General features: G+C 50.7%; 22 protein-coding genes and 1 tRNA gene. 11 read left to right on the plus strand and 12 right to left on the minus strand.

The window, feature by feature from the left end; all coding sequences use genetic code 11:
* Positions 1 to 23 precede the first annotated feature (23 nt).
* The 4 genes from sixA to FU672_RS04785 form a co-directional block, all read right to left on the minus strand.
* Positions 24 to 509, minus strand: coding sequence for a phosphohistidine phosphatase SixA (gene sixA / locus FU672_RS04770; RefSeq protein WP_045330962.1), 486 nt, complete (start codon positions 507 to 509; stop codon positions 24 to 26).
* Positions 510 to 718: 209 nt separating this feature from the next.
* On the minus strand, positions 719 to 2,866 hold the full coding sequence (fadJ, locus tag FU672_RS04775) for a fatty acid oxidation complex subunit alpha FadJ (RefSeq protein ID WP_148242357.1): 2,148 nt from the start codon (positions 2,864 to 2,866) through the stop codon (positions 719 to 721).
* Positions 2,866 to 4,176 (minus strand): acetyl-CoA C-acyltransferase FadI, encoded by a 1,311-nt coding sequence (gene fadI / locus FU672_RS04780; RefSeq protein ID WP_148242358.1) that lies wholly within the window; start codon positions 4,174 to 4,176, stop codon positions 2,866 to 2,868. The genes fadJ and fadI overlap by 1 nt, the downstream gene beginning before the upstream one ends.
* Before the next feature lie 278 nt (positions 4,177 to 4,454).
* Positions 4,455 to 4,739, minus strand: a complete 285-nt coding sequence (locus FU672_RS04785; RefSeq protein ID WP_024907659.1) for a YfcZ/YiiS family protein — start codon at positions 4,737 to 4,739, stop codon at positions 4,455 to 4,457.
* A gap of 372 nt (positions 4,740 to 5,111) precedes the next feature.
* Between FU672_RS04785 and fadL the strand changes: the two genes are divergently transcribed.
* Positions 5,112 to 6,392, plus strand: coding sequence for a long-chain fatty acid transporter FadL (fadL, locus tag FU672_RS04790; protein ID WP_148242359.1), 1,281 nt, complete (start codon positions 5,112 to 5,114; stop codon positions 6,390 to 6,392).
* A 44-nt stretch (positions 6,393 to 6,436) separates the two neighbouring features.
* Here the strand turns inward: fadL and mlaA are convergent, their stop codons facing one another.
* Positions 6,437 to 7,189, minus strand: coding sequence for a phospholipid-binding lipoprotein MlaA (gene mlaA / locus FU672_RS04795; RefSeq protein ID WP_023336447.1), 753 nt, complete (start codon positions 7,187 to 7,189; stop codon positions 6,437 to 6,439).
* A gap of 315 nt (positions 7,190 to 7,504) precedes the next feature.
* Between mlaA and FU672_RS04800 the strand changes: the two genes are divergently transcribed.
* The 3 genes from FU672_RS04800 (at position 7,505) to FU672_RS04810 (ending at position 9,896) form a co-directional block, all read left to right on the plus strand.
* Positions 7,505 to 8,434, plus strand: a complete 930-nt coding sequence (locus FU672_RS04800; protein WP_148242360.1) for a formate/nitrite transporter family protein — start codon at positions 7,505 to 7,507, stop codon at positions 8,432 to 8,434.
* Between the two features lie 75 nt (positions 8,435 to 8,509).
* Positions 8,510 to 8,584 (plus strand) — tRNA-Arg (locus FU672_RS04805).
* 148 nt (positions 8,585 to 8,732) lie between these two features.
* Complete coding sequence (locus tag FU672_RS04810; RefSeq protein ID WP_148242498.1) at positions 8,733 to 9,896, plus strand: tyrosine-type recombinase/integrase; 1,164 nt, start codon at positions 8,733 to 8,735, stop codon at positions 9,894 to 9,896.
* Positions 9,897 to 9,911: 15 nt separating this feature from the next.
* Here the strand turns inward: FU672_RS04810 and FU672_RS04815 are convergent, their stop codons facing one another.
* From FU672_RS04815 to tssB, 3 genes are all read right to left on the minus strand, one after another.
* Positions 9,912 to 11,354: a hypothetical protein gene (locus FU672_RS04815; RefSeq protein ID WP_148242361.1), complete on the minus strand. Its 1,443-nt coding sequence runs from the start codon at positions 11,352 to 11,354 to the stop codon at positions 9,912 to 9,914.
* Positions 11,355 to 11,371: 17 nt separating this feature from the next.
* Positions 11,372 to 12,181, minus strand: a complete 810-nt coding sequence (locus FU672_RS04820; RefSeq protein ID WP_148242362.1) for a DUF2971 domain-containing protein — start codon at positions 12,179 to 12,181, stop codon at positions 11,372 to 11,374.
* A 692-nt stretch (positions 12,182 to 12,873) separates the two neighbouring features.
* The gene (gene tssB / locus FU672_RS04830) at positions 12,874 to 13,371 is read right to left on the minus strand and encodes a type VI secretion system contractile sheath small subunit (protein ID WP_148242364.1); all 498 of its coding nucleotides are present in this window, start codon (positions 13,369 to 13,371) and stop codon (positions 12,874 to 12,876) included.
* A gap of 792 nt (positions 13,372 to 14,163) precedes the next feature.
* On the opposite strand from tssB, the gene lpxP reads away from it, so the two are divergent.
* Positions 14,164 to 15,084, plus strand: a complete 921-nt coding sequence (gene lpxP, locus FU672_RS04835) for a kdo(2)-lipid IV(A) palmitoleoyltransferase (protein ID WP_187360782.1) — start codon at positions 14,164 to 14,166, stop codon at positions 15,082 to 15,084.
* A 358-nt stretch (positions 15,085 to 15,442) separates the two neighbouring features.
* A complete protein-coding gene (gene ypdK, locus FU672_RS04840; protein ID WP_099458937.1) occupies positions 15,443 to 15,514 on the plus strand; it encodes a membrane protein YpdK in 72 nt (23 codons plus the stop codon).
* A 52-nt stretch (positions 15,515 to 15,566) separates the two neighbouring features.
* On the opposite strand, the gene alaC is transcribed toward ypdK, so the two are convergent.
* A complete protein-coding gene (gene alaC, locus FU672_RS04845; RefSeq protein WP_023308710.1) occupies positions 15,567 to 16,805 on the minus strand; it encodes an alanine transaminase in 1,239 nt (412 codons plus the stop codon).
* A gap of 386 nt (positions 16,806 to 17,191) precedes the next feature.
* On the opposite strand from alaC, the gene FU672_RS04850 reads away from it, so the two are divergent.
* Together FU672_RS04850 and FU672_RS04855 are read left to right on the plus strand one after the other, a co-directional pair.
* Complete coding sequence (locus FU672_RS04850; RefSeq protein WP_148242366.1) at positions 17,192 to 18,898, plus strand: sensor histidine kinase; 1,707 nt, start codon at positions 17,192 to 17,194, stop codon at positions 18,896 to 18,898.
* Positions 18,899 to 18,901: 3 nt separating this feature from the next.
* Positions 18,902 to 19,633: a LytR/AlgR family response regulator transcription factor gene (locus FU672_RS04855; RefSeq protein ID WP_121931868.1), complete on the plus strand. Its 732-nt coding sequence runs from the start codon at positions 18,902 to 18,904 to the stop codon at positions 19,631 to 19,633.
* Between the two features lie 35 nt (positions 19,634 to 19,668).
* Here FU672_RS04855 and glk read toward each other — a convergent pair whose 3' ends face one another.
* Positions 19,669 to 20,634, minus strand: a complete 966-nt coding sequence (gene glk / locus FU672_RS04860; protein ID WP_148242367.1) for a glucokinase — start codon at positions 20,632 to 20,634, stop codon at positions 19,669 to 19,671.
* Positions 20,635 to 20,839: 205 nt separating this feature from the next.
* On the opposite strand from glk, the gene FU672_RS04865 reads away from it, so the two are divergent.
* Positions 20,840 to 22,075, plus strand: a complete 1,236-nt coding sequence (locus tag FU672_RS04865) for an ion channel protein (RefSeq protein WP_148242368.1) — start codon at positions 20,840 to 20,842, stop codon at positions 22,073 to 22,075.
* Here the strand turns inward: FU672_RS04865 and ipdC are convergent, their stop codons facing one another.
* Positions 22,076 to 23,734 (minus strand): indolepyruvate decarboxylase, encoded by a 1,659-nt coding sequence (ipdC, locus tag FU672_RS04870; RefSeq protein WP_148242369.1) that lies wholly within the window; start codon positions 23,732 to 23,734, stop codon positions 22,076 to 22,078. It abuts the gene before it with no gap.
* A 185-nt stretch (positions 23,735 to 23,919) separates the two neighbouring features.
* Between ipdC and mgrA the strand changes: the two genes are divergently transcribed.
* Positions 23,920 to 24,918, plus strand: coding sequence for an L-glyceraldehyde 3-phosphate reductase (gene mgrA / locus FU672_RS04875; protein ID WP_148242370.1), 999 nt, complete (start codon positions 23,920 to 23,922; stop codon positions 24,916 to 24,918).
* Between the two features lie 127 nt (positions 24,919 to 25,045).
* A complete protein-coding gene (locus FU672_RS04880; RefSeq protein WP_148242371.1) occupies positions 25,046 to 25,396 on the plus strand; it encodes a DUF2502 domain-containing protein in 351 nt (116 codons plus the stop codon).
* A gap of 33 nt (positions 25,397 to 25,429) precedes the next feature.
* On the opposite strand, the gene FU672_RS04885 is transcribed toward FU672_RS04880, so the two are convergent.
* On the minus strand, positions 25,430 to 26,668 hold the full coding sequence (locus FU672_RS04885; protein ID WP_148242372.1) for an Nramp family divalent metal transporter: 1,239 nt from the start codon (positions 26,666 to 26,668) through the stop codon (positions 25,430 to 25,432).
* Positions 26,669 to 26,719 lie beyond the last annotated feature (51 nt).

Raw genomic sequence — 26,719 nt, forward strand, 5'->3', positions numbered from 1 at the left:
ACCCCGCCATATCGCACGTCACGTCAGATCGCTTTTGCCATCTTCAGGTTGCACGGACTCATTTGCCAGTTGAAGACACCTTTGCCCGTTTCGTCGAGAGAAACATTGGCAATGGCGGATGTCGTGAACATCGGCGGGGTCTCGCCCGGGCACAGCTCAGATACCAGATAGCCAACCAGTGGCAGGTGGGAAATGACCAGCGCGGAAGCGACACCTTCATTGCACAGCGCCTGAAGATAAGCGCTGACAAGGCCGACATCGCCACACGGGGTGAGTTCAGGGAGAACATCCACACTGGATGGCAGGTTCATACACTCCCCTACCACATCCAGCGTCTGTTCTGCACGCAGGAACGGACTCACCAGAACGCGTTCGATGTCCACTTTTTGACCGTTAAGCCAGGTCGCCATCAGACGAGATTCGTCGCAGCCACAGACGGTCAAAGGACGTACTGAGTCACTGGCGGCATCGAGTGCCGCGTCGCCGTGACGCATGATAAAAACTTGCATATTGCACCGCTTTTGTTAACCAGAATCACCGGCGTTAACTACCCGCGATAAATGCTGAGAGGTAGAAAACCCGATGGTCGGGCATTGTGCCTGATCCATTCGGTGAATGAAACGCTGTTTTTTACCTCAATGGCGTAAGTATAGTCAATCTTTGTTTACAAAATCGCCAGAACAGGTTCATTCACTTCAGGATTTACCCTTCTTTGACCTCAGCTTACGAGGACAGTTTCCCTTGCAGGCCAAAATGTCTGGCCGCGTTCCGCCATCTGCAATAATTCGTCACACGGTGTAAACCGTGGACCATATTGCGAAGCCAGACGTTGCAGGATAGCAGCCACTTCACCCGCGCCGAGCATATCCATGTAACGGAACGGACCGCCAAGGAACGGCGGGAAACCAATGCCAAATACCGCGCCGATGTCACCATCGCGTGCGCTCCTGATCACCTGTTCACCAAAGCAGCGCGCCGCTTCATTGAGCATCATCATCACGCAGCGCTCAGCACACTGAACGGCGGACAGTTTTCCCTGACCGGTGGTCGAAATAAGTCCATAAACCGAAGGGTCGACCTGTTTCCTGCTTTTACGCCCTTTCGCGCCATAAAGATAGAAACCGCGTTCATTTTTTCTGCCTTTGCGATCGTCCTTCAAAATCGCAGAAACAATGTTTGCAGGTGGGCTAAAACGATCGCCATATGCCGCTTCCAGCACTGGTATAATTTTAGTGCCGGTATCTATTCCCACCTCATCCAAAAGTTGGATTGGTCCAACGGGGAAACCAAACTTTACCAGTGCTTCGTCGATGTGTTCGATTTTCTCCCCTTCCGTCAGCAACCGCATTGCTTCATTAATGTAGGGAGCCAGAATGCGGTTGACGTAGAAGCCGGCTTTGTCTTCTACCACGATCGGCGTTTTACCCTGCTTCTTCGCAAGCTTAACTACCGTGGCAATAGCTTGCGGACTGGTGGTCGCGTGTGGAATAACTTCCACCAGCGGCATTTTTTCGACCGGGCTAAAGAAGTGCAGTCCGATCACCTGCTCCGGACGCACGGCTTTCGCCGCGATATCACCAATCGGTAATGACGACGTATTGGAGGCAAAAATGGTATGCGGGGCGCAATGTTGCTCAACGTCTGCCACCATCTGCTGCTTAAGCGCCAGATCCTCAAACACGGCTTCAATCACCAGATCACGGTGCGCAAAACCGCTGTAATCCGTCGTGCCTGAGATCATCGCCAGGGTCTTATCGCGCTCGCTTGCCTTGATATGGCGGCGTTTGACCTTTTGATCAAGGTTCTGCCAGCTGTACTGCAGCGCGTGGTTGATCCCCTTAGGATTAATGTCTTTGATTCGTACAGGTAATTTGCCTTTGCTGGCGGTAACAAAAGCGATACCGCCGCCCATGAGTCCCCCACCCAGTACGCCAATGGCACGCAGCGGCGCAGGTTCAGCCTCACTGCCGGGATCTTTTTTCACGTCCGTGCTGGCGAAGAAGATGCTGCGCAGCGCCTGCGACTGCGGCGTCATCGCCAGTTCGCCAAAGGCTTTGGCCTCCGCGGCATAACCGCTGCTGCTTCCCTGCGACAGCCCGGTTTCGATCACTTCGAGGATCCGCTTTGCCGCCGGGTAATTGCCTTTGGTTTTTTGTTCGGTCTTTTTGCCCACCATGTTGAACAGGAGCGTTCTCCCCAGTGGCCCGGCCAGCACGCGCTCACGTACCGGCAGAGGACGTTTTGCCTGACGCCCTTTCAGCGCAAGCTCAACGGCGGCCTCCAGCAAAATGGACTGCGGCACGACGTCATCGACCAGACCGGCTTTCAACGCCTGACGGGCGCGCAGCTGTTTACCGGTTAAGATCATCTCCAGCGCCGTGCTGACGCCCACCAGGCGCGGCAGTCGTTGCGTTCCGCCGGAACCAGGCAGCAGGCCCAGCTGCACTTCAGGCAGACCCAAAATGGTTTTCGCATCGTCAGTACAAATCCGGCTGTGACAGGCCAGCGCCAGCTCAAGTCCACCGCCCAGACAGGCACCGTGGATCGCAGCAATGACCGGGATCGGCAGGCCGTTGATCTCCGCCATCACCTGCTGGCCCTGACGCGCCAGCTCTTCGGCTTCCAGAGCGCTTTGCGCCCGGGCAATCATGTTGATATCGGCCCCGGCGATAAAGTTATCCGGCTTGGCAGAGATAAACACCAGACCACGAATGGCTTTGTTGTCGCGGATCTGCTTTAGCATCGCGCGCACCTGAACACCAAATTCGGCCTTCAGGGTATTCATCTTTTCATCAGGCACATCAATAGTGATAACGGCCACGTTATCGAGGCGAACCGTCAGATTAAATGCAGATAGCATATCCATTATTCAGCCTCCAGAACCATTGCTGCGCCAAGGCCACCCGCCGCACAGGCGGTAACGAGGCCAAACCCGCCGCCACGGCGACGGAGTTCATGTAATGTTTGCGTGATCATCCTCGCCCCTGTGGCGGCAAATGGATGGCCGTAGGCGATAGAGCCGCCCAGCACGTTGAATTTACTCTGATCCACTTCGCCTGTGGCATGGGCGCGGCCCAGCACATCGCGCGCGAAACGCTCGCTTGCCAGCAGTTGGACATTTGCCAGGGTTTGCGCGGCAAACGCTTCGTGCATATCAATCAGAGTTAAATCAGCCAGCGTCAGTCCCGCGCGCTCCAGCGCCAGCGGCGTGGACCACGCAGGACCTAACAACATGTCCTGCCAGACATCAATGGCGGTGAAGGCGTAGCTGCGTAAATAGCCCAGGGGTGTAAGGCCAAGTTCTTTTGCTCGGGATTCGGTCATCAGGATGACGGCGGCGGCGCCATCGGTAAGCGGCGTACTGTTCGCCGCCGTCACCGTGCCATGTTTGCGGTCAAACGCAGGGCGCAGTTTGGCATAATCTGCCAGCGTCGAGGTGCCGCGAATATTGTTATCTTCCGCTAATGGTTCACGGTAAGGGGGAATATAGGCGGTCATGACCTCGTCGGTTAGCTTGCCTTCCGACCAGGCTTTTGCCGCAAGCTGATGTGAACGATGCGCCAGGGCATCCTGCTGTTCACGGGTAATGCCATACGTTTTAGCCATCTGCTCGGCGGTATCGCCCATGCGCAGACCAGTGGAGTATTCCGCGACGGCAGGTGGTACAGGCATGAGGTCGCGCAGGCGTAAACGCGAGAAGAGTTTGAGTTTCTGACCCATCGTGCGGGCTTTATTGGCATCCACCAGGATGCGCGCCAGTTTTTTACTGACCCCAATCGGCAGCACTGAAGAGGAGTCCGCCCCACCCGCAATCCCGGCGCGAATAGTGCCTGCCATCAGACTTTCCGCGACGTTAGCCACGGCCTGGAAACTGGTTGCGCAGGCGCGGCTGACGCTGTAGGCATCGGTATGCACGTTCATCCCGGTACCGAGGACGATTTCCCGCGCAATATTGGGCGCTTCCGGCATCTGCACAACCTGACCGAATACCAGTTGTTCGATGACCTCAGGCGGAATTTCGCTGCGAGCCAGCATCTCCCCCACTACCATTTTCCCCAGGTCGACGGCCGGTATGCCATGAAACGCCGTTGCCTGACGCGCAAATGGCGTGCGCAATCCACTGACTATGGCAATGCGATCGCCCTGACGGGTAATAAGCGGTAATGCCTGACTCATAACACTCCCCTGTAAAAAATTTTCTCAAACACAAAGTGGTCTGACCTGATAATAGTCTTAACCATTTTTTTACATTCAGCCAATCGGGGAAACGAAAAAGTGCGAGCTAAGGCACAGAGAAGAAAAAGAAAATGCCCCTGCATGGCAGAGGCATTTGTGCGGTTTTGTTGCCGGGTGCGCAAGGTAAAAGCAAAACGGTAACCCGTAGGTTACCGTTTTTAGTGTTTGCACCCTCTCCCGTGGGAGAGGGTCGGGGTGAGGGTATCAGGCCGCAGAGATTAACGCAGGCCTAACTGGAAAATCAGCGTTTCTGCTTCACAGGCGAAGACAAAGTCGATGTCCAGCTTCACGCCGCCTTCCACTTCGGTAAAGGTAGACTTGATTTCACACGGATCGGATTCAACATCACGCGCACGCTTGCTCAACGCGGTCAGGGTCTCTTCCGCTTCGGCACGGTTGGTGAATACACGGCTGTAAGAGGCGGTGCAATCGGTGTTGTCCATGATGGTCCCAACATCCATACAGCAGCAAACCGGGGTTTCATCAGCACTGCATTTACTCATAGCTCAATTTCCTCTGTATTCGCGCAGCGCGCGAGATAAACACGATGCTGCTATTTTACGCCCCGGCGCGGGCTCTCTCCAGCCGTTAATGGCGCAAAATCGGATAAGTGACCAATATCACACTAAAAAATGATCTAAAACAAAAACCGCCCTTTTGGGTGAGTCGCGATGGTCACAATTTTGCCAACCAGATCTCGTTTCACGAAACATGTTTGAAAATATTAATAAACAAACTTGCAACATTCCGGCTGGTCAGACCTATACTCTGGCCACTGGTCTGATTTGTCTGTCATACCTCAGACCCTACACTTCGCGCTCCTGTTACGGTATGTAACAATTATTGAATAAAAATAACTCAATGAGGTTATGGTCATGAGCCAGAAAACCCTGTTCAACAAGACTGCGCTGGCAGTCGCAGTGGCACTCGTCTCCACTTCCGCATGGTCAGCGGGCTTTCAGTTAAACGAATTTTCTTCCTCTGGCCTTGGCCGTGCGTATTCCGGGGAAGGCGCTATTGCTGATGATGCAGGTAACGCGAGTCGTAACCCTGCATTGATCATGATGTTTGATCGTCCGACCTTCTCTGCTGGTGCGGTGTATATCGATCCTGATGTCAATATTTCCGGCAAGTCGCCTTCAGGTGCTAGCCTTAAAGCGGACAATATTGCCCCAACAGCGTGGATCCCGAACCTGCACTTCGTTGCGCCTATCAATGAACAGTTTGGCTGGGGTGCTTCCGTAACGTCTAACTACGGCCTTGCTACCGAGTTCAATAACAACTACCCGGCAGGCGAATACGGCGGTAAAACAGACCTTACTACGCTGAACCTCAACCTTAGCGGTGCGTATCGCCTGAACGATAACTGGAGTTTTGGTCTGGGCTTTGATGCCGTCTATGCCGATGCCAAAATCGAACGTTATTCCGGGGAACAGACTGCTCGCCTGCCAAAAAACAGCAATAAAATTGCCAGTCTTGAAGGCGATGAGTGGGGCTATGGCTGGAACGCCGGTATCCTGTACGAGTTGGACAAAAACAACCGCTGGGGTCTGACCTATCGTTCCGAAGTGAAAATTGACTTCGACGGCGATTACAAGAGCGGCATCCTGAAGCCTGTGAACAATCTGGTTCCAGGTGCGGGCACCACCATTCCTTGGGGAACGTCCAACCAGACCGTTCCAGGTTCACTGTCACTGCATTTACCTGAAATGTGGGAAGTATCCGGTTACAACCGCGTTGCACCACAATGGGCTATTCACTACAGTCTGGCCTATACCAGCTGGAGCCAGTTCCAGGAGCTGAAAGCGACCGGCAATAATGGTCAAACGCTGTTCTATAAGGATGAGAGCTTCCACGACGCCTATCGTATTGCGTTGGGTACCACCTACTACTACGATAAAAACTGGACTTTCCGCTCCGGTATCGCATTTGACGACAGCCCGGTTCCGGCAGACAAACGTTCCATTTCCATTCCGGATCAGGACCGCTTCTGGTTAAGTGCTGGTGCGACCTATGCGCTCAACGAAAATGCCTCCATCGATGCGGGCGTATCTTATATGCACGGTCAGAAAGTGACGTTCAAGGAAGGTCCGTACGAGTTTACCTCTGAAGGTAAAGCCTGGCTGTTCGGTACGAACTTCAACTACGCGTTCTAATCGCATTAGAATCAAAAAAGGTGAGCATCGCTCACCTTTTTTATTTACTCCGAATCGATATCTTTTAGTTCGTTTTCGATCGCCTTCGCGTTTGGATTCTCTTCCGGCTTTAGCTTACCGCCGTTGGCGATAAAGTCATGATTCTGGAAGTACGCTTCACGCACCATAATGTACGGGTCAGAAGACTGGCGCAGCAGACCATCAGAGTCGAGCAGTTGCGCGCGGGTTTCAATCCCTTCCACCGTCCATTTACCCACCGACAGCGGCCAGGTCAGCCACGACAGAACCGGATACAGCGTATCGACCATATCACCGCCGTCATCACGCACGGTGAAGCTGCCATAGAACGGCAGATGAACGTAAGGGCCGTAACCAACGCCATAATGCCCCAGCGTACTACCGAAACGGTGCGGCTGTTCACGCTGCAGTTTCGGGTTAGCCATACCTGCAACATCAATAAAGCCCCCCATCCCCAGAATGGAGTTCAGGAAGAAGCGGGTAAAGTGGACCATCCCCTGATACGGGTCGCCCTGCAGGAAGTAGTTCACCATTACCGCAGGTTCTTCAAGGTTGCTGGTAAAGTTGCTTAATCCGTTACGCGCGGGTTGTGGAACATAATCGCGCCATGCTACTGCCACCGGACGAACCACATACGGGTCCAGTACGTTGTAGTTGAAGCTATACATTGAGCGGTTAAATCCTTCGAGAGGATCGGAGCGTCCCGTTTGCTCACCGGAGCTGGCGCAGCCCACAAGCATCGTCGCGCCAAGCGCAAGCGCCGACAGCCGAAGTTTCATAAATATCTCCCTGTTCAGTATGGCTATCGTTGATTGCCATCCGTAACGGAGCCGTTGACGCTCCGTCTGTAAACGTGCAAGCGATTGTAACAGCACGTTTACCGATGTCTATGAGCACAATTACGGGCAGTAACCACCGTGACTCTGATCTCAGCATAGCCTGGCTTTTGGAATTCGTTTCGCTGCCAATTTTATAATGACTTTGAAAGAGATGTATCACCTTTGTTGTCATTCCCGCCAATTTAAGAGCATCCCCACAGGCATCCCGATAAAAGCCGCTACGCTTAACAGAAAGTTCAACCTCCGGGAGCAAATATGAAAGACGTGGGCGAAGAAAAAATTGGCGAGAACAGTGAGGATATTGAAATTGAAAGCGAGGAGAAAGCACGCGGCGAGAAGATAGAAATTGATGAAGATCGCCTCCCCTCCCGCGCGATGGCCATCCACGAGCATATCCGCCAGGATGGCGAAAAGGAGATGGAGCGCGATGCGATGGCTCTCTTCTGGTCAGCCATCGCTGCCGGGCTATCAATGGGCGCTTCACTACTCGCAAAAGGGATATTTCATGTGCAGCTGGAAGGGGTACCCGGCGGATTTTTACTGGAGAACCTCGGCTACACCTTCGGCTTTATTATTGTCATCATGGCCCGCCAGCAGCTGTTTACCGAAAACACGGTGACCGCCGTACTGCCGGTGATGCAAAACCCCACCCTCGGCAATTTCGGTTTATTGATGCGTCTGTGGAGCGTGGTTCTGCTGGGTAATATTATCGGCACGGGCATCGCGGCATGGGCGTTTGAATATATGCCGATCTTTGATGAACCCACCCGGGATGCGTTTGTGAAAATTGGCATGGATGTGATGAAAAACACCCCGGTCGAGATGTTCTCAAATGCCATCATCTCTGGCTGGATTATCGCCACGATGGTCTGGATGTTTCCTTCAGCGGGGAGCGCTAAAATCGTGGTGATCATACTAATGACCTGGCTGATTGCGCTGGCAGACACCACGCATATTGTGGTCGGTACCGTGGAAATCCTCTATCTGGTCTTTAACGGCACGCTTCACTGGAGCGATTTTTTCTGGCCATTCGCCCTTCCGACGCTGGCGGGAAATATCTGCGGCGGAACGTTTATCTTCGCGCTGTTAAGCCATGCCCAAATCCGTAACGACATGTCGAACAAACGCAAAGCTGAGCTTAAGGCTCGGGAAAATGATGATAAATCGACAAAAAAATCGACCTGAATGGTGACTCTTTGAGCAATCAGGCGGCGATGCGCTTAACGCAAAGTGTAAATAAGGCTATACTCGTGCCGCCTCGTCCCCTTAGTTAAATGGATATAACGAGCCCCTCCTAAGGGCTAGTTGCAGGTTCGATTCCTGCAGGGGACACCATTATCACTTCTCACTAAGTCTAATTAACCCCATAACTCACTGTTTTAACTGCTATCACCTCCTTTTGTTTGTCCAGCAAAGTGCCATTATTTCTAATGGAATCTATACATCTTTGCGTATAACTGAGTTCGATTTTTTTTCTATACACATGCTGCTATCTGACATTCAAATAAAACGAGCAAAACCGAAGGACAAACCCTATACACTTAACGATGGTATGGGACTATCACTCCTCATCGACACAACGGGCAGTAAAGGCTGGCGTTTCCGCTATCGCTTTGCAGGAAAACCGAAGATGATTTCCTTCGGCGTATATAGCGATGTGTCATTGGCACAAGCACGCGCTAAACGTGATGAAGCGCGTTCGATGTTAGCCAGAGGGATCAACCCAAGTGAAGCCAGAAAAGCAGATAAAATTGCTTTGCAATTCGCGTATGAAAACAGCTTTGAATCAGTAGCAAGAGAATGGCATTCATCGAAAAAAGCCATCTGGTCAGAGGGGTATGCAAAAGAAGTTCTCAATTGTATGGAAAAGGATATTTTTCCTTTTATCGGCCAGCGCCCAATTGAGCAAATTGAACCACTAGAGCTGCTAACCGTCCTTCAAAAAATAGAGAAAAGAGGTGCGTTAGAGCAAACCAGCAAGATCCGCCGCCGCTGCGGAGAAGTGCTTCGTTATGCTGTTGCCACTGGTAGAGCAAAGTATAATTTTGCACCCGATTTAGCTATCGCACTCAGCAAACCTAAAACTCAACACTTCCCGTTCCTAACTGAAAGCGAGTTGCCCGAGTTCGTCAAGGCTCTGGATAACTATCAGGGTAGTTTAGTGACCAAATACGCCACGCAACTGCTGATGCTGACAGGTGTGCGAACAATTGAGCTACGTGCAGCGGAATGGGCAGAATTTAATTTAGATAATGCCTTGTGGGAGATCCCCAAAGAACGAATGAAGAAACGTCGTCCGCATCTGGTGCCGCTATCAACTCAGGCGATCGATATTCTAAAAAAGCTCCATGCCATTACAGGACATTACACTCTCGTATTCCCTGGCAGAAACGATGTGAGAAAACCTATGAGCGAAGCTAGTATTAACAAAGTGATCAAGTTGCTTGGGTATCATGGGCGCTTAACTGGACATGGTTTTAGGCATACCATGAGCACAATCTTGCATGAACATGGCTTTGAAAGTGCATGGATTGAAATGCAGCTTGCGCATGTTGATAAGAACTCTATTCGAGGCACTTACAATCATGCACAATATTTAGACCTGCGAAGAAAAATGCTTCAAAGGTACACAGAGCATATAACGTAAAATATTAATATGTTTTTATTTTACGTATTCCTTTAATATATTCACTACTGGATAATACCATGCATCTTTTTTGTTTAAATCAATCGTCATTGCAGCCAAAATAATTTGAACAATGACCAATAAAAAAACAAGAGATGAATATCTCTTATTATACATTATATTTTTTATTTGGATTCTATTTTCTGAAAGAGAATAAACCCCATTTACAATTCCGTTTAATTCGCCAACACGATTAATGTTTATTTTAATAATTCTATCCACGGTTTCCGAGTATTCTTTTGGGACATGTGAACTCATATTTTTTCTTGCTGATAACAGCCAAGCAGAGATTAATTTTAATTCATATGATATTGTATATAAATGTTTATGCATAACTTCAAGAGATTGATTTTTGTTATGTAGTTTTAAGTTATTTAAATAACCACTAATTTTATTAACTTTCTCATTCATAAGTAAAAAGGGAGCTAATGACAAATGAGTTCCTGAGTTCGAAATATATCTCTGCTCACGTTTTCTGTTCGCAGGTCGGATTTCCCTAGGCTTAACCCTCAAATATATCCAATCCACATCTTTAATTTTATGAGCAGACTTACCAATAAATGACTTAAACTTGTCCTTGCTAAGTTCAGCATTAACGAACTTGCGACGCCTAGATAAAATAACATTGTGTTTTCTCAAATTTCGAGCACACCCATCAAAATATGGAGTATTTTGTTCAATAACCATGTCATAGAAGCAACATAATTCATGGCTGGATTTTTTTATCTTAATTTCTTTCATTAACTTTTTGAGAAGATTAAGCGCATCTTTTTGTATATTATTTATATTACCAAATAAAATATCTTCTGAGTGATGAAAATAATCCTTCATGATAACACTTGAACACTTCCTCGAATAAACATTGAGATGTGTTAATTTAACATAATATTCTAATTTAGATACAGGAACATTTGAAATGCTTTGAGTTAATGACTCTTTCAGGGCTATGTAGAATGTCACAAAAGATAGGCCCGCTGAATATTTTGTCAGTGTAATATAAACGCCATCAAAACAATCATTTTCGAGAAATATTGGATGTAAGTCATCCAACATTCCTCTTTTATTTATTTGTACCAACCCAATATTTATCCACCCATTTTCTTGATCAAATGATTTTGGTTGTATGTTAACATTTGTTTTTGTCGAATTAAAACGAGAGCGTTTTTCTTGCCATTTTTTTAGTTTTGTTAATTCATCACTATCCATCAGCATAGAAAAAGAAATAGCGTTCCATTTGAATGGTGTCTCAAATAGTGAAACATAATAAATATTAGGCTTTTCATTTTTCTTCTCACGTATATAATCGCTTTCAGAATGATAATCCTTTGCATTAATTGAAAAAACCTTGGGGAAAATAAATGGTACTTTATTAGCAACATTCAATGCGATGGCTGTAAATTTATCAATATTCAAATTCATATCACACCCCAAACAAATCACAATCTCTCAGGAGAGATGAAAAGTTTATAACTATCCCGACTTCTTACTATTTTTTTATATATGACAGAATCTGAATTGACTATTTCCTTTAATTCACTCAATTTCGACATATCAAAATTATAACCTAAAATTATACAATCAACACTATCCTTTGAATAGTTTTCTACTTTACTAAAATCATCTTTATTTTCCGAAAAATCATTATGAATAAACCTTACTTCATCTTCATATTCCCAGCACAATGACTTCCTATAAATAATATCTGATGCAACATTGACAGTGTCATTAAACGCTGAAAATAAATCAACAGGAGAATCACTATAAACAACATCGCCAATCAACCGTGGTTTAAGACTCCTAACTAAGTTTTCTTTTTGGAATCTTATACAAAACCCTGCATGGCTATCAGCATAATGAGACCATAATAATGGATTCGTCGCATTTTTTGAGAAACAACATACGAAACTTCGCTGCAAAGAAGCAAGAACCACATTAAGAATAATTGATAAAGGATGTTTATCCATCCGGCCTTCATCAACTAACCCCTGTATGTCATTAATATACTTCATCGCCAGATTATTAATATTATCATGAGTAATAGCACCTAGTTCCAATAACTTATAAGCAGATGTTCTTTGCTTAATAAATTCTAACATAGAAGCACCCGTCACAATATTGACAGGTACATTCAAAGTGCAATCAAAAGGATCATTAAATTCACTTCCCAACGAGAACCATATTTCATCGTTTTTAAGAGCTGAGAGATGATATTCATTCATCGTTCTGTATTTATATAAGTACGACATCCCTATCCTTAATTAGTAAATGGTAGAAGCATAGGTATTATTACTTACCTCTATCTTACACCGTTCAGACGCGTAAACAAATCTGCATCCTCAACAAAATCGCACTACACCGCACCCGCCTGCGGTTTTCAGATCGCAAAAATTTTTCAGCTGGGATTATTTGCAAATGATAGCGCCAGACCGCGCCACAACTGGGGATATACAGCGAGCAGGGAACTGAAAAGAGTGAAAAGAATTTCAGCTTTTTTCAGTTCAGCTTTACTCCAACATCGTCATCACTTTAATTAAGCTATTGATAGTAAATAGATATAAAATTTTAGGTGCGATTTTTCATGATAACTAACGACACACTTCAAAGTTAACAAACTGATTCTTATACATATTTTTCGCTTAAGCAACTGAAATTTAATGAACCGAAGCCGGGAAAATTTTAGTTACTCCCGGCGAGCCGTTCACTGGCTCTCTTTGGCTGCCAGTAGGAGTTCTAATGCTTTTTGTCGCTCGTCCGGTGGCAAAGCATCCATTAGCTCTTTAATCCGTCCCTGGCCGCTCAAAGCGCTGGGACTAATCGTGTGTGAGAAGGAAACGTTCATCACAAACGTATGCCCACACCACGCTTTCACCACCCGCAGTATTTTCATTTTGTACAGACATGAGCATTCCTTGATTAATCCGTTATAACAGCGCGATGGTTAAGGTTTTTTTGATGCCAGTGCTGAAAGTTCATTTCGCAACTCAGCACTAAGCGACTGGTCCAGAACGATTTTTTCCAGTTCTTTCCGGAAAGTCTGGTTATCCAACAGGTTGGCCTTCAGATCGCGAAGCAAGTTGCGCATCGCCAGCATCGCCTTCAACTGCGGTATCTGAGCAGCCACCTGCTCTGGCGTGAAATCTTTCATGCTCTGGAAAGTCAGTTGAATATTGTCCTCGCCGCCATCATCAGACAGCGTATTTTTAACGGTTAGATTAAGTTTTGGGGAATATTCGGAAAGAACGCTATCAAAATTATTTTTGGTGATGTTAACTTTTTCACGCTCAGATATTGAAGCAGACTCCTGCCCATTACTAAAATCCCCCGTAACCAGTAATTTCAGTGGTAATTCCATTTTCTTGCTTGCCCCGCCCGTATGCAGGTCAAGCTTCAGGTTAATACGTGCCTTAGGCACCTCATTCTGAAAACTGTCAGCCATCTCATCATCCCTCATTGTTTCGCTACGCAAACTTCACGGTGTCGTTCTTGATGCGCAATATTAGAATAATGATCGACATAAAATCAAATACACAGATCTTTTACCTGAAATAAGAAATTCCTTAAGAATTTTACACTGAATAATTATGGCAAATTACTCTGCCATCTTAGAAAAAGACACTGCTTTTGGTATGCAAACCGAATATATGTATCGAAAAAATGATTGCAGACAGATGGACGTCAAGGAAAACACCTTATATTGATTTTCATCAATATGGTGAGTCCAAAAATCATGAATGGACTGTAATACGTTATTACAGAACGATTAAAATAAGATATTTATAAATAATGAAAGCACACTGAATTATTGATTATATAAATAATACATGAGAAATTTCACACGGGATTTTCTTATCCACCAATTTGGAAGCGATAAATAAATTTCTTAAGTGAGTTATCTGTCACGAATAAACACGCCGCTCTTTTTGCCCATTCACACCTTCATCAGAAGATGCCTACCTCTCCAGCCCAAGCAGACGGCATGCTCTTTCCACTAATGATTATAAAATCTGTAAAATCAAGCACCTTCCAGACTGCCGCTTTTTTAATCAAAAACGAGTAATAGCACATATCGTATAACGGTGCTACATTATGCCGCCCACCCAATGTCAGCTATGGCCAGGTAACGCCGTAAAGATCGGTAAAGCCTGCAACCATGACCTTGTACTACGGTCTAATAGGCACGTGGTATCGCACTTTGCGTTACTTTCACCGGCTCTACATAGGTTTCTCTATTTTGTCTCAATCCAATTTCAAACGCGCATTTTTGCACCCGCGTTACTGGTTTACATGGTTTGGTCTTGGCGTACTGTGGTTGCTGGTACAGCTTCCTTACCCGGTGATCCGCATACTGGGCTCAAGACTCGGCAGCACATCCCGCTGTTTCCTGAAACGTCGCGAATCGATCGCGCGTAAAAATATTGAGCTTTGTTTTCCGCAGTACAATGCCGAAGAGCGCGAGAAACTCATCGCTGAAAACTTCAAGTCTATCGGCATGGCGCTGCTTGAAACCGGCATGGCCTGGTTCTGGCCGGATGAGCGTGTCCGCAAGTGGTTTGATGTGGAAGGACTGGATAACCTTAAACGCGCGCAGATGCAAAAACGCGGCGTGATGGTTGTCGGCGTTCACTTTATGTCGCTGGAGCTGGGTGGCCGCGTGATGGGGCTTTGTCAGCCAATGATGGCAACCTACAGACCGCACAACAGTGCGCTGATGGAGTGGGTGCAGACGCGAGGCCGCATGCGTTCCAATAAGGCGATGATCAGCCGTAATAACCTGCGCGGTATGGTCGGTGCTCTCAAGAAAGGAGAGGCCGTCTGGTTTGCGCCCGATCAGGATTATGGCCGTAAAGGCAGCAGCTTTGCGCCCTTCTTTGCGGTGAAAGACGTTGCGACGACTAACGGCACCTTTGTCATTTCGCGTCTGTCTGGCGCCTCCATGCTGACCGTGACGATGGTGCGAAAAGCAGATAAATCAGGCTATCGTCTGCACATCTCCCCTGAAATGGCTAACTATCCGGAAAACGAGTGCGAAGCCGCAGCGTTTATCAATAAAGTCATCGAAACTGAAATCATGCGTGCGCCAGAGCAGTATCTGTGGATGCATCGTCGTTTCAAAACCCGCCCTCTTGGCGAAGCCTCGCTCTATATCTAAGCCCATCATGAAGGTTAGTTTTGCTAAGAAACTAACCTTTTCAATCACCTGTCTTCCCGCTGAAAAACCATCTTTCATTGCATCGCCCAAAATGAATTTATTGCGCGGCGAAATCAAACTGTCGCCGTTCCACGACACTCGTAAGTGACGGAAATTATTTAAAAAAATGACTCTTGTCACCCCTCATTTTTAGGCGTACATTAGCGCCGTCTGGCAACAGGAAAGCACAGAATTCTGAGCTGGAGTTAACGGCGTAACGGGAAAATTCTCATTTCCGTTTTGACCGGATTTCAGTTCTCTATAATCAGGTGGACTCTGTTTTTAAATGCGTACCACAAGATACGCGGAGCGATGAAACGTGAAATATTTCTTTATGGGCATTTCGGTGATTGTTTTAGTCTGGGCCGGAACCTTTGCCCTGATGATCTAGTGAAGAACATGCAGTCAAAAAAACAGGAGCCATCGGCTCCTGTTTTTTTATGTCATGATGACGCGGGGTGTTCGGCCACGCTCTTTGAGGTGAGAAGACCGTCGGCCCTGAACATACTCTTGATGCCCCTGACCGCCTGACGAATACGGTCGCTGTTTTCAATCAGGGCAAATCGCACATGGGTGTCGCCATAATCACCAAAGCCAATGCCCGGTGACACACACACCTTCGCATCCTGCAGCAGTTTTTTGGCAAACTCCAGCGATCCCATCGCCGCGTACGGTTCCGGTATTTTCGCCCAGACGTACATGGACGCTTTCGGCATTTCCACCATCCAGCCCGCTTCATGCAACCCTTTTACCAGCACGTCGCGGCGGCGCTTATACTGGGCGGCAATCTCGTGAACGCATTGCTGATCGCCCTCCAGAGCAGCGATAGCCGCAACCTGCAGCGGCGTGAAGGTACCGTAGTCGTGATAACTCTTAATGCGCGCCAGTGCACTCACCAGCGTTTTGTTACCCACCATAAAGCCAATACGCCAGCCCGCCATGTTGTAGCTTTTCGACAGGGTAAAGAACTCTACCGCCACGTCACGTGCGCCCGGGACCTGCATAATCGACGGGGCTTTCCAGCCGTCATAGACGATGTCAGCATAGGCTAAATCGTGAACCACCAGCACGTCATAACGCTTCGCCAGAGCGACAACTTTCTCAAAGAAGTCGAGCTCCACGCACTGGGCCGTTGGGTTCGACGGGAAGCCGAGGATCATCATCTTGGGTTTCGGATAGCTTTCGCGAATCGCACGTTCCAGTTCATTAAAGAAATCAACACCTTCCACCAGCGGTACAGAACGGACCTGAGCCCCGGCAATCACCGCGCCGTAGATATGGATCGGGTAGCTTGGATTGGGTACCAGCACCGTATCGCCATGATCCAGCGTGGCCAGCATCAGGTGTGCCAGCCCCTCTTTCGAGCCGATGGTGACAATAGCTTCACTTTCCGGATCGATATCAACCTGATAGCGATCCTGATACCAGCGCGAGATCGCGCGACGTAACCTGGGAATACCGCGAGAGGTTGAGTAGCCGTGCGTATCCGGGCGCTGGGCAACCGTGCAGAGTTTCTCAACGATATGCGGTGGCGTTGGGCCGTCAGGGTTACCCATGCTGAAATCAATGATATCTTCGCCGCGCCGACGCGCAGCCATTTTCAGTTCAGCAGTGATATTGAAAACATAAGGGGGGAGACGATCGATACGCGTAAAACGGCGTTCAGGACTGAATTCAGCCATAGATTCCTCAGATTAACGTTAGCGCCCGGACCGTCCGAGCGACGCTGCCACCGATGTGGCATGCTTAGAAAATAACCTGAAAAAAATCATGCTGTCGAGAGGGAAATGAAAAAAAAGCGATCGTCTGAAAACCGGAACCCGGCGGCACCGAAAAGCGGAAGCCTCTGTTTCGGGTTCGGCGTTCTGATAGCTGTTATTTAACAATATGATATCAAAACAGTTACCTGACGATGCGCCGGTAAGAAAAAAACAGGACGCATCGGTCGCTGCCAGATAATCCCCTTTGCAAATTATGGTTTTTCCTCATTTGATAAACCTGACGGATAGCTGGTCAATACGCGCCAGGTTTTTTATCATGGTTCTTTCCCGTTTTCCCAGGTCTACTCGTGCACGAAATATTCACTATGCTGCTGGCGGTTTTTGACCGTGCGGCATTAATGCTGATTTGCCTGTTCTTCCTCATTCGCATTCGCCTGTTTCGCGAGTTGTTGCACAAATCAGCCCACTCGCCAAAAGAGCTGCTGGCCGTTACCGCCATTTTTTCGCTGTTCGCCTTGTTCAGCACCTGGTCCGGCGTGCCGGTAGAGGGTTCGCTGGTAAACGTGCGCATAATCGCCGTCATGTCCGGCGGGATTTTGTTTGGCCCGTGGGTAGGCGTCATCACCGGCCTGATTGCCGGGACGCACCGTTACCTGATTGATATCGGTGGCGTAACGGCGGTGCCGTGCTTTATCACCAGCATTATCGCCGGGGTGCTTTCCGGCTGGATCAGCCGCAAAATCCCGAAAAAACAGCGCTGGCGCGCCGGGATCGTCGCAGGCATGGTGTGCGAAACGCTGACCATGATCCTGGTCGTCGTCTGGGCCCCCACCACCGCGCTGGGGCTGGATATCGTCTCGAAAATTGGTATCCCGATGATCCTGGGCAGCGTGTGCATCGGTTTTATCGTGCTGCTGGTACAAAGCGTTGAAGGGGAAAAAGAGGCCAGTGCCGCCCGTCAGGCCAAGCTAGCGCTGGATATCGCCAACAAAACGCTGCCGCTTTTCCGCCACGTTAACGCGGAATCGTTGCGTCAGGTCTGCGAGATTATCCGCCACGATATCCATGCCGACGCCGTCGCCATCACCAATATCGACCACGTGCTGGCCTACGTTGGCGTCGGGGAACACAACTATCGCGACAACGATGACACCATTAGCCCCACCACCAGACAGGCGATTAACTACGGTAAAATCATTATTAAAAACAATGATGAAGCCCACCGAACGCCGGAAATCCACTCGATGCTGGTGATCCCACTGTGGGAGAAAGGTGTCGTGACGGGCACGCTGAAAATTTATTACTGTCACGCGCATCAGATCACCTCCTCCCTGCAGGAGATGGCTATTGGCCTGTCGCAGATTATCTCCACCCAGCTTGAGGTCTCGCGAGCGGAACAGCTGCGTGAGATGGCAAATAAGGCAGAGCTGCGCGCGCTGCAGAGCAAAATCAATCCCCATTTCCTGTTTAACGCGCTGAACGCTATCTCCTCGTCCATTCGTCTTAATCCGGACACCGCGCGCCAGCTGATTTTTAACCTGTCGCGCTATCTGCGCTACAACATCGAACTGAAAGATGACGAGCAGATCGACATCAAAAAAGAGCTGTATCAGATCAAGGATTACATCGCGATTGAGCAAGCGCGCTTTGGCGATAAGCTCACGGTCATTTACGATATTGATGAAGAGGTCAACTGCGTGATCCCGAGCCTGCTTATCCAGCCGCTGGTCGAAAACGCGATTGTTCACGGCATTCAGCCCTGTAAAGGCAAAGGCGTCGTCACCATCAGCATCACCGAAAGCGGCAACCGCGTGCGTATTGCCGTGCGCGATACCGGCCACGGGATTGATCCAAAAGTCATTGAGCGCGTGGAGTCTAACGAGATGCCCGGGAATAAAATCGGCCTGCTGAACGTGCACCACCGGGTCAAGCTGCTTTACGGCGACGGACTGCATATTCACCGTCTGGAGCCGGGCACCGAAATTGCTTTTTACGTCCCGAATGAACGCTCTCTCGCGCATGCGACGACCTCGCTGTTGCCTCAGGTGGAGTAACCCATGAAAGTTATCATCGTAGAAGATGAATTCCTGGCTCAACAGGAGCTCACCTGGCTTATCAAAACCCACAGCCAGATGGAGATTGTGGGTACGTTTGATGATGGTCTGGACGTGCTGAAGTTTCTGCAGCATAACCGGGTCGACGCCATTTTCCTGGATATCAATATCCCGTCGCTGGATGGCGTACTGCTGGCGCAAAACATCAATCAGTTTGCCCATAAGCCGTTTATTGTTTTCGTTACCGCCTGGAAAGAGCACGCCGTAGAAGCCTTCGAACTGGAGGCGTTTGACTACATTCTTAAGCCTTACCAGGAGTCGCGGATTGTCAGCATGCTGCAAAAGCTGGAGGCCGCATGGCAGCAGCAGACCGCCCCCGCTAGTGCCAGCCCAACGGTACGGGAAAACGACACCATTAATCTGGTCAAAGACGAGCGCATCATCGTGACGCCGGTCAATGATATCTACTATGCCGAAGCCCATGAAAAGATGACGTTTGTCTATACGCGGCGGGAATCGTACGTGATGGCGATGAATATCACCGAGTTTTGCAGCAAGCTGCCGGCGGCACACTTTTTTCGCTGCCACCGGTCGTTCTGCGTGAATTTAAACAAGATCCGCGAGATCGAACCGTGGTTTAACAACACCTACATTTTGCGTCTGAAGGATCTGGATTTTCAGGTGCCGGTGAGCCGCAGCAAGGTGAAAGAGTTCCGTCAGCTGATGCACCTGTAAAGAAAAAGCCCTCTCCCACGGGAGAGGGCTATGCCTCAGAGGATTTGACCGAGAACCTGACGCAGATGGGCACCTGAACCCAGCAGGCCAGGGTTATCATGCACGATCAGATAAACCGGAATGTCCTGAACGTAGCTTCTGAAACGCCCTTTATCTTCAAACCCGCCGCGGAAGCCCGAGGCTTTAAAGAAGTCGAGGAAGCGGGGTACGATCCCGCCCGCAATATAGACCCCACCGAAGGTGCCCAGCGTCAGCGCCAGGTTGCCGCCAAAACGTCCCATGATCACGCAGAACAGCGACAGGGCACGACGGCAGTCAATGCAGCTGTCCGCTAGCGCGCGTTCGGTGACGTCTTTCGGCTGCAGGTTTTCCGGCAGACGACCGTCAGATTTCACAATCGCCCGATACAGGTTCACCAGCCCCGGACCTGAAAGGACGCGCTCGGCGGAAACATGGCCGATCTCAGCGCGTAATTCTTCGAGGATAATGCCCTCTTCTTCGCTGTTTGGCGCAAAATCCACGTGGCCGCCCTCACCCGGCAGGCTCACCCAGCGCTGCGCAACATGCACCAGATGCGAAACGCCCAGGCCGGTGCCGGCCCCGTAAACCGCAATCGGTTTGCCTTCGACCGGTTCAGCGCCGCCAAACTGGATCAGATGCTCAGGCTTCAGCATCGGGATCGCCATGGAGACTGCGGTGAAGTCATTGATGATTTCAAGATGCGAAAAACCGAGGTTTTTTTTCATCTCTGCGATGGAGAATGCCCAGGTATGGTTGGTCATTGCGACCCAGTCACCGGTTATCGGGCAGGCAATCGCGATACAGCCGTCTTTAACGCTTACCTGATGCTCATCCAGATAGACGCGGACAACGGCCTCAAGGCTTGGATAATCCAGCCCTGAGTAGGTTTTCGCCCGGGAAATCTCACCGCTACTTACATCGCATAATGCGAGGCGCGCATTCGTGCCGCCCACATCACCTACCAAAGCATACTTTGTCATTCTTCTACTGCTCCGCTAAAGTCAGAATAAATCTTTGGGACACTGTAAATTCAAGGCGTGATAACAACAACGGCCGTAAGGTGAATGCCCATGGATTATCGATCTTCGTCACAGAATAACTTTACCGTTTCAGCACCTTTTGCACTATTGCCATAAAGCTTAATGTGCAAAGTAACGTAATACCGTTTTGTACAAGGAAATCATCATGCTCCACCCGCGAGCCAGAACCATGCTGTTGCTGGCCATTCCGGCGCTAATCATTGGCGTGGCCTCAAGTCTGGTGCTCATTGTCGTGATGAAAGTCGCGTCGGTGCTGCAAACAATGTTATGGACGGCGCTTCCGGCAAAACTGGGGGTCACCGCTGATTCTCCTGCCTGGATCGTTGTGATGCTGACGTTGACCGGTATTGCGGTGGGCCTGGCGATCCGTTTCAGTCCCGGCCATGCTGGACCAGACCCGGCGCAGGAACCGCTGATTGGCGCCCCGGTTTCCCCTTCGGCACTGCCGGGGCTGATTATCGCGTTGATCATTGGTCTGGCCGGCGGCGTCAGCCTGGGGCCTGAGCATCCAATTATGGCGGTGAATATCGGCCTGGCGGTTTTCCTCGGTTCACGCATTTTACCCCGCGTCGGCGCGCTGGACTGGACCATTCTCGCCTCCGCAGGCACCATCGGGGCGCTTTTTGGCACGCCCGTCGCTGCCGCACTGATCTTTTCGCAGACGCTCAGCAGCAATAACGACGTCCCGCTGTGGGATAAACTCTTTGCGCCGCTGATGGCCGCAGCCGCCGGGGCGTTGACGACCAGCCTGTTTTTCCATCCCCATTTTTCACTCTCCCTCCCCCACTACGGCCAGATGCAAATAGCCGATATTTTCAACGGCGCGATCGTCGTCGCCATCGCCATCGCGCTGGGGATGGTGGCGGTATGGTGTCTTCCGCGCCTGCACCGGCTGGTGCATAAACTTAAACACCCGGTGTTAATTCTGGGGGCCGGCGGTTTGATCCTCGGTATTTTAGGGGCAATCGGCGGGACGGTGACATTGTTCAAAGGTCTGGACGAGATGCAGCAGCTGGCCTTCAGCCAGGTGTTCAGCGTCTCCGACTATCTGCTGTTTGCCGTGATCAAGCTGGCAGCGCTGGTGGTGGCTGCAGCCTGCGGTTTCCGCGGTGGACGCATCTTCCCGGCGGTCTTTGTCGGCGTAGCGCTGGGGTTGATGCTGCACGAACATGTCGATGCGGTGCCGGCTGCCATTACCGTCTCCTGCTCTATTCTGGGGCTGGTTCTGGTGGTCACGCGCGACGCGTGGCTCAGCCTGTTTATGGCGGCAGTGGTGGTACCCGATTCAACGCTTTTCCCCCTGCTCTGCATCGTGATGTTGCCCGCCTGGCTCCTGCTGGCGGGCAAACCGATGATGATGGCCTGGCGAAACGACAAGTAATCAGGCGTTATTGCGCGCTTCCAGCGCTTTGGTAATCGCCCCCAGCAGCGGTGGGATATCTGCTTTCGGCAGCATCACCTCAATCAGCGAGAGCCGCTCGTGGTGCGCGACTTTTTCCAGTACGTCCGCCAGTTCCTCCGCTTCACTGACCCGCCAGCTCTGAGCCTGAGGATCAAGGCTCAGAGCCTGCGGGATTTGCGTCCAGTTCCATAGCGCAATGTCGTTATACCGCTGCTCCGGCCCGTGGATCGCCCTTTCCACCGTGTACCCTTCGTTGTTGAGGACCAGAATGATGGGGTGTTGTTTATCCCGCAGCATCGAGCCAAGCTCCTGTATGGTGAGCTGCGCCGCGCCATCCCCCGTCAGTACAATCACGCGCCGGTTCGGGCAGGCGGTTTGCGCGCCAAATGCCGCCGCCAGCGTGTAGCCGATCGATCCCCACAGCGGCTGGACGATAAAATTCACGTCAGCCGGAAGACGAAGGTCGATCGCGCCGAAGGCCGAGGTTCCCTGATCCGCAAGAATGATGTCTCCCGGGCGGATAAACGTCTGCAACGTTTTCCAGAAATTCTCCTGCGTCAGCGAGCCATCCGGCTGCGGATAGGCCATCGCACTTTGAGAGGACGGTACCGGCGTATCGTGCACATGCTGTTTACACAGCTCCACCAGCGTTTCGATTGCCTGAAGCATGGGGATGCCGGTAAACCAGACTTCACCGACGCGTGAGGCATGAGGCTGAACTTCAATTGTTTGTGACGGAGTTAACTGATGCGTGAAACCGGCGGTCAGGGTATCGGTAAATCGCGTGCCGATGCACAGCACCGTGTCTGCTCCTTCAATCGCCTCTTTTACCGCGCCGGCGCTCGCCGAACCGCTGTATGTGCCGTAAAAACCGGCGTGACGCTCGTCAAATATGCCTTTCCCCATCAGCATGGTGGCGTGCGCCATCGGCACGTCCTTGACCCATTTCTGTAGGGCATGCTTCAGGCCATGGCGCAGGACAAGGAAATCGGCCAGCAGCGCAGTACGCTTGCTCATGGCCAGCTTGTTCTCTGCAGCATCCCGGAAGGCTTTCAGGCAGGCGCTATCGGCATGCGCGTGCCTGAGAGTGAGAGCGTTTACAGGGGGTGTGGCGGCCTTTTTAGCCACGTCGGCGGGCAACATCAGATAGCCGGGGCGACGTTCCCGGAGCATGGTCGTTAATACCCGGTCAATCTCATAGCAGGCGTTTTGTTCGGTCAGGATCGCCTGTGCAACAGTGATCGGTTCGCTCATATGGTAAAAATGACGAAACTCACCATCGCCCAGCGTATGGTGCAGCAGTTCCCCTCTTTGCTGTGACGCCGTACCCGGCGCACCCACGATATGCAGTACCGGAACGTGCTCAGCATAGCTGCCCGCAATGCCGTTCATCGCACTTAACTCCCCTACGCCAAATGTCGTGAGCAGCGCAGCGAAGCCCTTACATCGGGCATATCCGTCCGCGGCATAAGAGGCGTTTAACTCGTTGGCACAGCCCACCCAACAGATATCCGGGCTGTCTATCACATGGTCGAGAAACTGCAGGTTATAGTCGCCCGGCACGCCAAACAGATGATCGGCTCCACAATCTGTAAGACGGTCCAGCAGGTAATCGGCGACGCAGTATGGGGTACGCATAAACAGGTATCCTTCTAATGTTGACCTCACCTTGAGTATTAAATAAGCGTGATGACTGTCCAGAATTGGCGATAAGTAGGGCATGGAAAGAATGCTTTACAAAAAAGGCTGCGCTATGCTGCTTTTTTTCACGTTAATGTAAACGCATACACTGATTTTTTTCTTCAGCGCCAGAGGTCATAAGAATGGGTTATCAGCCGGACAAAAATCGTTATCGGACAATGGAGTATCGCCGCTGCGGGCGAAGCGGGCTCAGGTTGCCCGCCATCTCGCTTGGGTTGTGGCATAATTTTGGCGACACCACGCTTATCGAAAACAGCCGTCAACTTTTACAGCGCGCATTCGATCTGGGCATTACGCATTTCGACCTTGCCAACAACTATGGCCCTCCCCCCGGATCTGCTGAACGTAATTTCGGCCGTATTTTGCAGGAGGATTTCCTGCCCTGGCGCGACGAGCTGATCGTCTCTACCAAAGCGGGTTATACCATGTGGGAGGGGCCTTACGGCGACTGGGGGTCACGCAAATATCTGCTGGCAAGTCTGGATCAAAGCCTGAAGCGCATGGGGCTGGAGTATGTGGATATCTTCTATCATCACCGTCCTGACCCGCAAACGCCGCTGCTGGAAACCATGAAAGCGCTTGACCATGTGGTGCGTCAGGGAAAAGCTCTGTATGTCGGGTTATCCAACTACCCTGCAGAACTGGCCCGCAAGGCGATTGATATTCTTGACGATCTCGGTACGCCCTGCCTGATCCACCAGCCGAAATACTCTCTGTTTGAACGTGCGCCAGAAGAGGGACTGCTGAACGTGTTGCAGGAAAAAGGGGTTGGCTGTATTCCCTTCTCGCCGCTGGCCGGCGGGCAACTGACCAACCGTTATCTGAACGGCATTCCGGCAGACTCACGCGCAGCAAGCGGCAGTCAGTTCCTTAACCCTGACCAGATCACCGAAGAGAAGCTGGAGAAGGTAAGAAAGCTGAACGCCATGGCGGAAGAGCGCGGTCAGAAGCTGTCGCAGATGGCGCTGGCCTGGGTATTACGCCATGAGAATGTGACGTCAGTGCTGATTGGGGCAAGTAAAGCGGCTCAGATTGATGACGCCGTGGGCATGCTGGAAAACCGCCATTTCTCTGCGGAGGAACTGGTCCGTATAGAAGGGATTCTGAGCAGCTCAAAATAAAACCATTTTTAGCAAAAAGTGCTCTCATCCAGGAATTCGGAGTTGAGGCGATGAAACGAGGCTTTACCAACTCGTAATATTGCGTTAACAGGCTCAACAAAGGCCCCGATCGTGAAGGAGAAAGAGTATGTTCAGGTCACTGATTCTTGCAGCGGTATTACTGGCTTCAGCCCCGCTGATCGCCACTGCGGGCGAAATCACCCTGTTGCCATCAGTAAAATTACAAATTGGCGATCGTGACGACTACGGCAGATACTGGGACGGTGGCTACTGGCGCGACCGTGACTACTGGAACCGTCACTATGAGTGGCGCGGAGACCGCTGGTGGAAGCATGATAACGGCAGACACCGCGGCTGGTATAAAGACAACGCGTATGAGCGCGGCTACCGTGAAGGCTGGAACGATCGTGACGACCATCGCGGCGGCTGGGGTCGCGGCAAAGGCCACGGACATGGCCATCACGGTCATGACGACTAACAGCAAAAAGGAGCCTCCCGGCTCCTTTTTCTTTTAGAGTCCCAACGCGGTGCCAATCAGCAGCCACAGGTTCAGCGCCACCACCACCACCACGATGGCCCACCCGGTCCGTTTCACCAGCGTTGAGTTGACCAGTTCGCCCATCAGGGTTTTGTTGCTGGTAAAGATCAGCAGCGGCACCAGCGCCAGCGCGATACCAAAACTCAGCAGCACCTGGCTCATGACCAGAATTCGCGTAGGATCAAGCCCCATCAGAATCACGATAAATGACGGGAGCATGGTAACAGAGCGACGAACCCACAGTGGAATATGGAACCGAACGAACCCCTGCATCACCACCTGGCCTGCCAGCGTGCCCACCACCGTCGAAGAAAGACCGGCAGCCACCAGGCTCAAACCAAATATCGTGGCGGCAGCATGGCTCAGCAATGGCTCCAGCGTGAGATAAGCCTGGTCGAGATCGGCAATACCGGTATGACCGTTAAAGTGGAAAGCAGCGGCTGCAGTAGCCATCATCGCCAGATTTACAAACCCCGCGATGGTCATAGCGATCGCCACGTCCCATTTGGTGGCAGAGTAACGCTCTTTGCGCGTCCCACCGTGGAGATGCTGAGTCAGCGAGGAGTGCAGGTAAATCACATGCGGCATGATGGTCGCCCCCAATACCCCGGCGGCCAGGAACACCGCTTCCGAGGTTGGCAGGCTTGGGATCACCATACCTTTACCGAGCTGCGCAAGATTCGGCTGTGAGAAAATCAGCTCGACAATGTAGGCCGCCGCGACAAACAGCAGCAAGCCGCCGATGACCTTCTCCAGCGGCTTTTGACCCCGACGCTGCAGCATCAGGATCAGGAAAGTGGCAATCCCGGTCAGTACCGCCCCCTGTAACAGCGACACACCCAGAATCAGTTTAAACCCGATCGCTGCGCCGATAAATTCAGCGAGGTCAGTGGCCATGGCGATGATTTCCGCCTGAATCCAGTAGAGCCAGACGGCCGGACGCGGATAATGGTCGCGAATTTGCTCCGCCAGGTTTTTACCCGTGGCAATCCCGAGCTTTGCGGAGAGCATCTGAATCAGCATCGCCATCAGGTTAGCCCAGACGACCACCCACAGCAGCTTATAGCCGAAGCTGGCCCCGGCCTGAATATTGGTCGCAAAGTTACCTGGATCGATATAGCCAATGGCAGCGATGAACGCAGGTCCCATTAATGCGAACCGCAACTTGCGCGCGGCTCTGCCACTGCTACCCTCTACGCGACTGTTTGTCATTTCTGCCTCTGAAATATAGCCTTTGCTATGTTTAATGCTACCAAAATGAGA

Origin of the sequence: Enterobacter asburiae, assembly GCF_008080435.1 — a bacterium.
Lineage (GTDB): Bacteria > Pseudomonadota > Gammaproteobacteria > Enterobacterales > Enterobacteriaceae > Enterobacter > Enterobacter asburiae_C.

What these genes read in the sequence shown, in the direction of transcription:
- alaC (WP_023308710.1), bottom strand. Translation starts at nt 16,805, where the DNA reads ATGGCTGAATTCAGTCCTGAACGCCGTTTTACGCGTATCGATCGTCTC.
- fadL (WP_148242359.1), top strand. Translation starts at nt 5,112, where the DNA reads ATGAGCCAGAAAACCCTGTTCAACAAGACTGCGCTGGCAGTCGCAGTG.
- mgrA (WP_148242370.1), top strand. Translation starts at nt 23,920, where the DNA reads ATGGGTTATCAGCCGGACAAAAATCGTTATCGGACAATGGAGTATCGC.
- FU672_RS04815 (WP_148242361.1), bottom strand. Translation starts at nt 11,354, where the DNA reads ATGAATTTGAATATTGATAAATTTACAGCCATCGCATTGAATGTTGCT.
- tssB (WP_148242364.1), bottom strand. Translation starts at nt 13,371, where the DNA reads ATGGCTGACAGTTTTCAGAATGAGGTGCCTAAGGCACGTATTAACCTG.
- FU672_RS04785 (WP_024907659.1), bottom strand. Translation starts at nt 4,739, where the DNA reads ATGAGTAAATGCAGTGCTGATGAAACCCCGGTTTGCTGCTGTATGGAT.
- FU672_RS04800 (WP_148242360.1), top strand. Translation starts at nt 7,505, where the DNA reads ATGAAAGACGTGGGCGAAGAAAAAATTGGCGAGAACAGTGAGGATATT.
- fadJ (WP_148242357.1), bottom strand. Translation starts at nt 2,866, where the DNA reads ATGGATATGCTATCTGCATTTAATCTGACGGTTCGCCTCGATAACGTG.
- FU672_RS04885 (WP_148242372.1), bottom strand. Translation starts at nt 26,668, where the DNA reads ATGACAAACAGTCGCGTAGAGGGTAGCAGTGGCAGAGCCGCGCGCAAG.
- sixA (WP_045330962.1), bottom strand. Translation starts at nt 509, where the DNA reads ATGCAAGTTTTTATCATGCGTCACGGCGACGCGGCACTCGATGCCGCC.
- FU672_RS04880 (WP_148242371.1), top strand. Translation starts at nt 25,046, where the DNA reads ATGTTCAGGTCACTGATTCTTGCAGCGGTATTACTGGCTTCAGCCCCG.
- FU672_RS04855 (WP_121931868.1), top strand. Translation starts at nt 18,902, where the DNA reads ATGAAAGTTATCATCGTAGAAGATGAATTCCTGGCTCAACAGGAGCTC.
- FU672_RS04810 (WP_148242498.1), top strand. Translation starts at nt 8,733, where the DNA reads ATGCTGCTATCTGACATTCAAATAAAACGAGCAAAACCGAAGGACAAA.
- FU672_RS04865 (WP_148242368.1), top strand. Translation starts at nt 20,840, where the DNA reads ATGCTCCACCCGCGAGCCAGAACCATGCTGTTGCTGGCCATTCCGGCG.
- glk (WP_148242367.1), bottom strand. Translation starts at nt 20,634, where the DNA reads ATGACAAAGTATGCTTTGGTAGGTGATGTGGGCGGCACGAATGCGCGC.
- fadI (WP_148242358.1), bottom strand. Translation starts at nt 4,176, where the DNA reads ATGAGTCAGGCATTACCGCTTATTACCCGTCAGGGCGATCGCATTGCC.
- ipdC (WP_148242369.1), bottom strand. Translation starts at nt 23,734, where the DNA reads ATGCGTACCCCATACTGCGTCGCCGATTACCTGCTGGACCGTCTTACA.
- FU672_RS04820 (WP_148242362.1), bottom strand. Translation starts at nt 12,181, where the DNA reads ATGTCGTACTTATATAAATACAGAACGATGAATGAATATCATCTCTCA.
- mlaA (WP_023336447.1), bottom strand. Translation starts at nt 7,189, where the DNA reads ATGAAACTTCGGCTGTCGGCGCTTGCGCTTGGCGCGACGATGCTTGTG.